Origin of the sequence: Paenibacillus maysiensis, from assembly GCF_000520815.1 — a bacterium.
Classification (GTDB): Bacteria; Bacillota; Bacilli; order Paenibacillales; family Paenibacillaceae; genus Paenibacillus; species Paenibacillus maysiensis.
Genome location: NZ_ASRY01000240.1, coordinates 1 through 7,934, shown reverse-complemented (window position 1 = coordinate 7,934; position 7,934 = coordinate 1). Strand labels below are relative to the sequence as shown.

Sequence of the window (7,934 nt, the reverse complement as noted above, 5' to 3'; positions counted from 1 at the left end):
CGTTCAGGAAGCCCGTATTAGGCGTATGTCCGATGGCCACGAACACACCATCTGCTTCGATCAGCTCATCCTGGTTCGTCTCATTATTGTGTACCTTCAAGCCCTTTAATCCCGTTTCTCCCGTTACGACCTCCAAAGGAGTCCGATTTAACGCCCAATGCACTTTTTCATTTTCCCGTACGCGATCCTGCATAATTTTAGATGCCCGCATCTCATCGCGACGGTGAACCAAGGTTACACTGGAGGCAAACCGGGTCAGGAAGCTCGCTTCCTCCATGGCCGAATCGCCTCCGCCTACTACAATGATCTTTTTCCCACGGAAAAAGAAGCCGTCGCAGGTCGCACAAGTGCTGACTCCGCGTCCTACATTGTCCTGCTCACCCGGAATACCGAGATACCTAGCGGACGCGCCTGTAGCAATAATCACTGACTCCGCCTCAATGATGCCTTTTCCCTCTACCTTCACTTTAAAAGGGCGCTTGCTGAAATCCACTTCCTCTACCCAGCCGGAAGTAAACTCAGCGCCGAAGCGTTCGGCCTGCTTGCGCATGTTATCCATCAGTTCAGGTCCGAGGATGCCTTGCTCAAAACCCGGAAAATTTTCAATTTCAGTCGTTGTGGTAAGCTGCCCGCCGGGCTGCATTCCCTCAATGATCAGTGGATTCATGTTCGCGCGCGCCAAATAAATAGCGGCTGTGTAGCCTGCAGGACCTGTACCAATAATTATGGATTTATACATACGTTTGTTGCCTCCCTTAAGTGGTGTTTGGAGCAGGTCTCAGACCCGCTTTTTAAACGTGGAGATCGGCTGTTTCATCTTCTGCTTGATACCGCACACGCTGTCAATCTGGCGTGCATAGCGACTTACGGTCGATACGGAAATTCCATAACGGTCAGCTACTTCCTGATAGGTCACCGAATGATGATGCATTTTGGCTGTCAAGTATTCCAGCGCCGCTGCCCATCCCTCAGTATGCTGAACAATCGGGACTTCCGGGGCAAGCCGATCCAAATATTCCAGCCAAAGTGACCTCAAATCGCGTTGCATGACCGGATCAGACGGCTTGCTCATAACGGCAAGTACCTTATCCAGCACTGCCTGCCATTCCGGATGGACAGTTGAATGGGCAGACACCTTATCTTCGGATACGTGGTGAACCTTCTCTGACTCTGGTCGCAGAAGTCGTTCCGTTTCCTGATTTGTCTCCTGTATGCCCTTAACTGGCGGCTCCGTCAGCTCTTGCAGCACTTGCAAGGCGCGCCGTTTCAACTCGCCTTCCTGATCCGGGTCTTCTACGAAGGACTCCAATGCCTGTCGCACCTCATCGTCACCGATCAGGCTCAGCGCCTGAATGACTTGAAGCTGGGTCGCTCGATCACCGTGGCGTAACGCCCAGAAGAAGGAAGACCGGATTAGCGGGTCCCGCTTCATGCTGTCAGGCACCTGGTCAGCTCCGAACTTCTCCCACATGCGGAATTGTTCCTCAAAGGGGAGGTGGTAATGGTAGCTGAGCACTTGTAGCGGTGTACCCTCCTGCTGGAGCTCCTCCAGCCGGGACAGGAAAAACCGCGGAACTTCCGAGGAAGCATCCTGCTTTTGCAAATGACCCCACAACCGCCGTGCTTCCGCATATCTTCCCGTATTGCTGGCAGCCACCGCCGTATAATGGTACAGGGAGGCGTCATCATTATTCTCTCCGTCACCTTGAAGCAACCTACGAAAATGTCTGTAGGCCTCCTCATGACGTCCGAGAATCCCCATCGTAGTAGCCAGCTTGAATACCTGCTCCTCCTGAAATGGTATGGTGACCGTCAACGTTTGAATCAGACGATCCAATTCCGGACCTCCGCCCTCATGCTGATAAAAGATCGCCAAGTTGCACAACGCATGCAAATTACCCGGTTCATCCTCCAGCACCCGAAGAATGGTAGTCTTCGCATTTTGAAACAGTCCCATGTAGTAATACGCCAGCGCCAGATTGTTCCGCGCAGCGAACATGTCCGGCTGTTCCTCTGAAATTTGCTTAAGCAATTGGGCCGCCTGAGCAAACTTCCCTTCCTCCAGCAAGACACGGGCCTGATCATGCTCGACCACTCCCTGCCGGGCCTTAATGCGGTTCAGCTTGGTTGGACGATCCAGCTCATAATAGAGCAACTCCATCATTTCCTCGGCTTCATCGAGAAACTGTCCTTCTTCGTCCTCCTCCAAATACGTGACTAAGGCTTTCTCCGCTTCTTCAAACTGCTCCATATTGGCGTAATTATTCGCCATATAGAAGTAACACTCTGTCATCGACGGGTCTACGTCGCTCAGAACAGAGGACAGTATCTCATTCGAGCCTGCATAATCCCCCATCTCTGATAATATACCCGCCATATTACAATGATTCACCGGATTATCCGGTTCATATTCAACGGCTTTGCGAAAATATTTCAATGCCTTGTCATAATGATTGCGATCAAGCGAGCGCACAGCTTTCTCAAAAAAGAAAGATGCGTCGAAACGCAAAACAATAATCTTAGGGCTAGGTCCCGAAGCTCGCAGATGTTTCCCTTTCATAAATAACAAAGGCACCTCCTTTAACTGTAACTGGCATGTTCATACCCTTCAGTATACCACAACTATAAAACGACTTGACAGTAGGGTATACCTCATCCCAAAAAAACGGAACCCTGTTCTGACCCATCCGCTGGAAAATGAGTGGATAAGCCAAATAGCCGCACGCGCCTTCATGTGTAAAAAGGCAACGTTCGGCAGATTATTGAGCTATATATTAGGCAGAACATAGACCTCAAAGCATCAACGGCACGGACGAGCGCTCACGCTGCCGGAATACAGCAAGCTCACGATATCCGACCTCATGAAGAAGCGCGCGCGCCTTCTCCAAATGCTCGGACAGCTTCGCTGGATCATGAGCATCCGAGCCTACCGTCAGCGGAATGCCTAGCGACAATGCCTCCTCCAGCATGCGGCGGCTCGGGAACATCTCTGCACAGGGCTTGGATAGCCCCGATGCATTCAGCTCCATCGCCCGCCCGCTGCGGGCAACGGCCGAGAGTACAGAGTGCTCCAGCTCACGCAGCTCCTCCGCTTCCTCCGGCTTCGGATAGTGGCCGAAACGCTTAATGACATCCAGATGCCCCATGATGTCATACAAACCGGTAGCTGCCGCTTTGGAAACCGCATCATAATAAGTCCGGTACACCTCCAGCACATTTTTGCCTTCCCAATGGTGTACCTGACGGAAATCCGTTACATCCCACTCCCCGAGAAAATGTATGGAGCCAATCACATAATCCCACGGATATGCGGTGATGATGTCTTCGATTTCCCGTTCCCAGCCCTCGATGTAGTCGCCTTCCAAACCGACACGAATGTCAATCTGTCCCTTATAGCGTTCCTTTAATTCCAGACATTCTTCCACATATCGGGGCAGCTCTTCCATAGACATCGCCATCTCCGGGTAATAGTCGGCCGGGTTAACATGCAATAGCGGCATGTGATCGGACAAGCCAAGCTGATCCAGCCCCAGCCGAATACCCTGCTGCACATACTCCTCCAGATTTCCTATCGCATGTCCGCAGCGGGCATGATGCGTATGATAGTCAATTTTCATGCGACTCTCCCCTCTTTCAGCGCTACATCACCCATTTTAATCACGACGGGGACGCTCATGACGGCGGTTCAGCTCAGCCAGCACATCATCCAGCGGTAGTTTGCGCTCTTGTAACAGTACCAGCAAGTGATAGATCAGATCGCTGACCTCCAGACGAAGCTCCTCATTATCCTTATTCTTGGCGGCAATGATCGTCTCGGATGCTTCTTCGCCAACCTTTTTCAGAATCTTATCCACGCCTTTGTCAAAAAGGTAGGTCGTATAGGCCCCTTCAGGACGTGTCACTTCCCGCTCCTTAATGATTGCTTCCAACTGGGCAAGCACCTCAAAGCGGTTTGTTGCAGCATGAGTCGTGCCCGTTTGAGTCGCCGCCGACGCTTGGCCCCCGGCATTTTCCGAAGCAGGAGCCACAGCCGTTCCTGGTGCGGAAATATCACGGAAAAAGCAACTCGTTGCTCCGGTATGGCAGGCAGGACCATTCGGAATGACACGGACGAGCAGAGCGTCACCGTCACAATCCAACTGGATGGAGGTGATTTTTTGCGTATTCCCCGAGGTTGCCCCCTTGTGCCACAGCTCCCGTCTGGAACGGGACCAAAACCATGTCTCTCCCGATTCCAGAGAAAGCTTCAGCGATTCTCGATTCATATAGGCCAGCGTCAATACTTGAAGCGTGGCATCATCCTGCACAATCGCTGAGACAAGTCCCGCTTCATTCCAGCGAATATTATCCAATACCTGTTCCAGAGATAGCTGCTGGTTCAATTCGTTGCTCATCGTATCTCCACTCCTCTGCGCTTCAAATCCCGTTTCAGCTCGGGAATTCCTATTTCTTTATAGTGAAAAATGGTTGCCGCTAAGCCAGCGTCCGCTTTACCCGCCGTAAACACGTCATAAAAATGCTCCTGCTTCCCCGCTCCACCAGAAGCAATGACCGGAATACCTACGGTATCCGACACCGCAGAGGTCAGCGGCAGATCAAAACCATCCTTGGTTCCGTCCGCATTCATGCTGGTCAACAGAATTTCGCCTGCCCCCAGCCGTTCAGCCTCCTTGGCCCATGCCAAGGCACGGATACCGGATGGCGTGCGCCCTCCGTGCGTATATACTTCCCACTCGCCCCACGCCTCATTGTACTTGGCATCAATCGCAACCACGATGCATTGTGAGCCAAAGCTGCGCGCACCCTCCGCAATAAGCTGAGGGTTACGAACGGCCGCCGTATTAATGCCGATTTTATCCGCCCCTGCACGCAGGATGCGCTTCATATCATCGACATGGGATATCCCGCCGCCCACGGTGAAGGGAATGGCAATTTCCCCTGCTGTCTGACGAACCACCTCTTCCATAGTGGCGCGACCTTCAACCGAAGCGGAAATATCCAGAAATACGATTTCGTCCGCCCCTTCCCGGTCATAAAGCGCCGCCAGCTCTACCGGATCGCCTGCATCGCGTAAATTCACAAAATTGACGCCCTTAACTACCCTGCCATCCTTTACGTCCAGGCAGGGAATAATACGTTTAGCCAGCATGCCTACTCCCCCTATGCCTTTGCTACAGCTTGTACGGCGGCCTGTAAATCAATGCTGCCTGTATACAATGCCTTACCCACAATAGCGCCGCCTACACCTTTTTGCGCATAGGCACTTAACGTAATCAGATCGTCCATCTTGCTGACACCACCGGAAGCAATTACGGTGCGTCCACTGCTTTTCGCAAGTGCCACGATAGCCTCCACATTCGGACCCTGCATCATTCCATCGCGGGAAATGTCTGTGAAAATAAACGTTTCCGCGCCCTTGGAGGCCAGCTCAGCCGCCAGTTCATCCGCTCGCACCTCCGAGGTTTCGAGCCACCCTCGTGTCGCTACATAGCCATTTCGCGCATCCAGACCGATCGCGATCCGGTCACCATAGGTACCCAACACCGCTTCCGTAAAAGCACGGTCCTCAATCGCCGCCGTGCCCAAAATCACCCTGCTCACGCCCAGTGACAACAGCCGTTCCACATGCTCGCGTGTACGCAAGCCACCGCCCACCTGTACAGGTACCTGCACCGCAGACGCGATGCGTCCGATCAGCTCATCATTCACAGGTTGACCCGCTTTCGCACCGTCCAGATCGACAAGATGAATGTAGGAGCCGCCCAAGCGTTCCCATTCGCGGGCCACCTCTACCGGATTTTCGTTGTATATCGTCTCCTGGTTATAATCACCCTGCACCAGCCGTACACATTTGCCATCGCGAATATCAATCGCCGGATATATCGTGAACAAAGTATGACCCCCTTATGAGCTATTCAAAAATACCTATGTGTAATTACGCTCGCTTTTCCGCCTCCGCCAATTCCAAAAACTGACGAAGCAGCCGCATTCCCATTTCCCCACTCTTCTCTGGATGAAACTGCATACCGTATACATGGCCCCTGCCTACGATAGCTGTTACGGGCCCGCCATAGTCAGTTACCGCCAGCAGGTCACTTTCGACCTCCGGCTTCGCATGATAAGAATGCACAAAATATACATGCCCTTCCTCCAGGCCTTGCACCAACGGATGTTCCGGCTGCGTCATGTGCAGACGATTCCAGCCCATATGAGGCACCTTCACACCCAAATCAGGAGCAAAGCGAACGACCTCTCCCGGCAAAATATCCAGCCCCTCATGGCTGCCATATTCTTCGCCACGAGTGAACAACAACTGCATCCCCAGGCAAACGCCGAGCAACGGCTGTCCAGCGCTCGCGACCTCCTGAATGACCCGATCCAAGCCACTGGAACGCAAATGCTCCATAGCGTCTCCGAACGCCCCCACACCCGGCAAAATCACACCGCTGGCGGAACGTATCACTTTCGCATCTCCTGTTACTACAGCCTCATAGCCAAGACGCTCAACCGCCTTGCTCACACTATGCAGATTGCCTCTGCCGTAATCCACAATAGCAATGGACATGGACTACAGCACTCCCTTCGTCGAAGGCACTCCCGTCACCCGCGGGTCAATGGATGTCGCTTCATCCAGCGCACGTCCCAGTGCCTTGAACACCGCCTCGATCATATGGTGGGTATTTTGCCCGTAGTGAACAATGACGTGCAGCGTCATACGAGCCTCCAGCGCGAATTTCCACAGAAATTCATGCACCAGCTCCGTCGAAAAGCTCCCTACCTGCTGTGACGGATACTCCGCACGATACTCAAAATGCGGTCGGTTACTAAGATCAATGACGACCTGCGCGAGCGCCTCATCCATCGGTACAAAGACGCTGGCATAGCGCTTGATTCCTTTTTTATCACCTAACGATTCCAGCAAGGTTTGCCCCAGACAGATACCAATGTCCTCTACGGTATGGTGATCGTCGATGTCAACATCCCCTCTGGCCTGTACGTTCAGGTCAAATTGTCCGTGCTTGGTGAACAAATCCAGCATATGATTCAGAAAAGGGACATCTGTCTCGATTTCGGTTTGCCCTGTGCCGTCTACCGCAAAAGATAGCTGAATATCCGTTTCGTTCGTCTTCCGGCTGACGCTGCCTGTACGTCCTGCACCGTTATTTTCATTCCCCATCGCCATCCACCGCCTTCTTCTCATTGTCCAATCGAACCTGTATCGCCCTTGCGTGGCCTTCCAGCCCTTCATGCCGGGCAAGCTGCATAATCGTCTCTCCATTGCGTAGCAGCGCTTCCTTGCTGTAATAGATCATACTCGACTTCTTGATAAAATCATCAATATCGACCGGAGAAGAGAACCGCGCAGTTCCATTGGTCGGAATAATGTGGTTAGGCCCGGCAAAATAATCGCCTACCGGCTCCGAGCTGTACGCTCCCAGGAAAATCGCTCCCGCATTTTCGATCAGACCCACATGCTCCATCGGATTCTCTGTCATGATTTCCAAATGCTCTGGGGCAAGCTTGTTCACAATCTGGATCCCCTCATGCAAAGTGTCCACGACAATAATCGCTCCATAGGCATCAACCGATGCAGCAGCAATATCTCTGCGTGGCAGCTCCGCCAACTGGCGCTGTACCTCGGCTGATACTTCTTCTGCCAAGCGTTGCGAGGGCGTAACCAGAATGGCCGAGGCCATTTCGTCATGTTCTGCCTGCGAGAGCAGGTCAGCCGCTACATAAGAGGCTTTCGCTGTATCGTCAGCCAGCACGACAATTTCACTTGGTCCTGCAATACTGTCGATATCCACCGCACCGTACACCTCACGCTTCGCCAGCGCTACATAAATGTTGCCGGGACCGCAAATTTTATCGACCGGTTCAATACGATCTGTCCCGTAAGCGAGAGACGCAATCGCCTGTGCTCCGCCAACCCG

General features: G+C 52.7%; 9 protein-coding genes. All 9 read right to left on the bottom strand.

Going from position 1 to position 7,934, the window contains the following annotated elements:
* Window positions 1-739: NAD(P)/FAD-dependent oxidoreductase (locus L696_RS0117315; protein WP_025684765.1), on the bottom strand; the 739-nt coding region annotated here is incomplete at its 3' end.
* Window positions 740-778: 39 nt separating this feature from the next.
* Window positions 779-2,560, bottom strand: coding sequence for a tetratricopeptide repeat protein (locus L696_RS0117310; protein WP_025684764.1), 1,782 nt, complete (start codon window positions 2,558-2,560; stop codon window positions 779-781).
* A gap of 232 nt (window positions 2,561-2,792) precedes the next feature.
* The gene (gene hisJ, locus L696_RS0117305; RefSeq protein ID WP_025684763.1) at window positions 2,793-3,617 is read right to left on the bottom strand and encodes a histidinol-phosphatase HisJ; all 825 of its coding nucleotides are present in this window, start codon (window positions 3,615-3,617) and stop codon (window positions 2,793-2,795) included.
* Between the two features lie 36 nt (window positions 3,618-3,653).
* Window positions 3,654-4,394: a bifunctional phosphoribosyl-AMP cyclohydrolase/phosphoribosyl-ATP diphosphatase HisIE gene (gene hisIE, locus L696_RS0117300; protein ID WP_025684762.1), complete on the bottom strand. Its 741-nt coding sequence runs from the start codon at window positions 4,392-4,394 to the stop codon at window positions 3,654-3,656.
* Entirely contained in the window at window positions 4,391-5,149 is a 759-nt protein-coding gene (hisF, locus tag L696_RS0117295) for an imidazole glycerol phosphate synthase subunit HisF (RefSeq protein ID WP_025684761.1), read from the bottom strand. Before hisF ends, hisIE begins: the two co-directional genes overlap by 4 nt.
* A gap of 11 nt (window positions 5,150-5,160) precedes the next feature.
* Entirely contained in the window at window positions 5,161-5,892 is a 732-nt protein-coding gene (hisA, locus tag L696_RS0117290; RefSeq protein WP_025684760.1) for a 1-(5-phosphoribosyl)-5-[(5-phosphoribosylamino)methylideneamino]imidazole-4-carboxamide isomerase, read from the bottom strand.
* Between the two features lie 43 nt (window positions 5,893-5,935).
* A complete protein-coding gene (gene hisH / locus L696_RS0117285; RefSeq protein ID WP_025684759.1) occupies window positions 5,936-6,565 on the bottom strand; it encodes an imidazole glycerol phosphate synthase subunit HisH in 630 nt (209 codons plus the stop codon).
* Window positions 6,566-6,568: 3 nt separating this feature from the next.
* Window positions 6,569-7,177, bottom strand: coding sequence for an imidazoleglycerol-phosphate dehydratase HisB (hisB, locus tag L696_RS0117280; protein WP_025684758.1), 609 nt, complete (start codon window positions 7,175-7,177; stop codon window positions 6,569-6,571).
* A partial coding sequence (gene hisD, locus L696_RS0117275; RefSeq protein WP_025684757.1) for a histidinol dehydrogenase occupies window positions 7,167-7,934 on the bottom strand: 768 nt, incomplete at its 5' end. The genes hisB and hisD, both read right to left, overlap by 11 nt.

Bases quoted from the DNA above. Each gene is read 5' to 3' on its own strand.
- L696_RS0117310 (WP_025684764.1), bottom strand. From the start codon at position 2,560: ATGAAAGGGAAACATCTGCGAGCTTCGGGACCTAGCCCTAAGATTATT.
- hisJ (WP_025684763.1), bottom strand. From the start codon at position 3,617: ATGAAAATTGACTATCATACGCATCATGCCCGCTGCGGACATGCGATA.
- hisIE (WP_025684762.1), bottom strand. From the start codon at position 4,394: ATGAGCAACGAATTGAACCAGCAGCTATCTCTGGAACAGGTATTGGAT.
- hisF (WP_025684761.1), bottom strand. From the start codon at position 5,149: ATGCTGGCTAAACGTATTATTCCCTGCCTGGACGTAAAGGATGGCAGG.
- hisH (WP_025684759.1), bottom strand. From the start codon at position 6,565: ATGTCCATTGCTATTGTGGATTACGGCAGAGGCAATCTGCATAGTGTG.
- hisB (WP_025684758.1), bottom strand. From the start codon at position 7,177: ATGGGGAATGAAAATAACGGTGCAGGACGTACAGGCAGCGTCAGCCGG.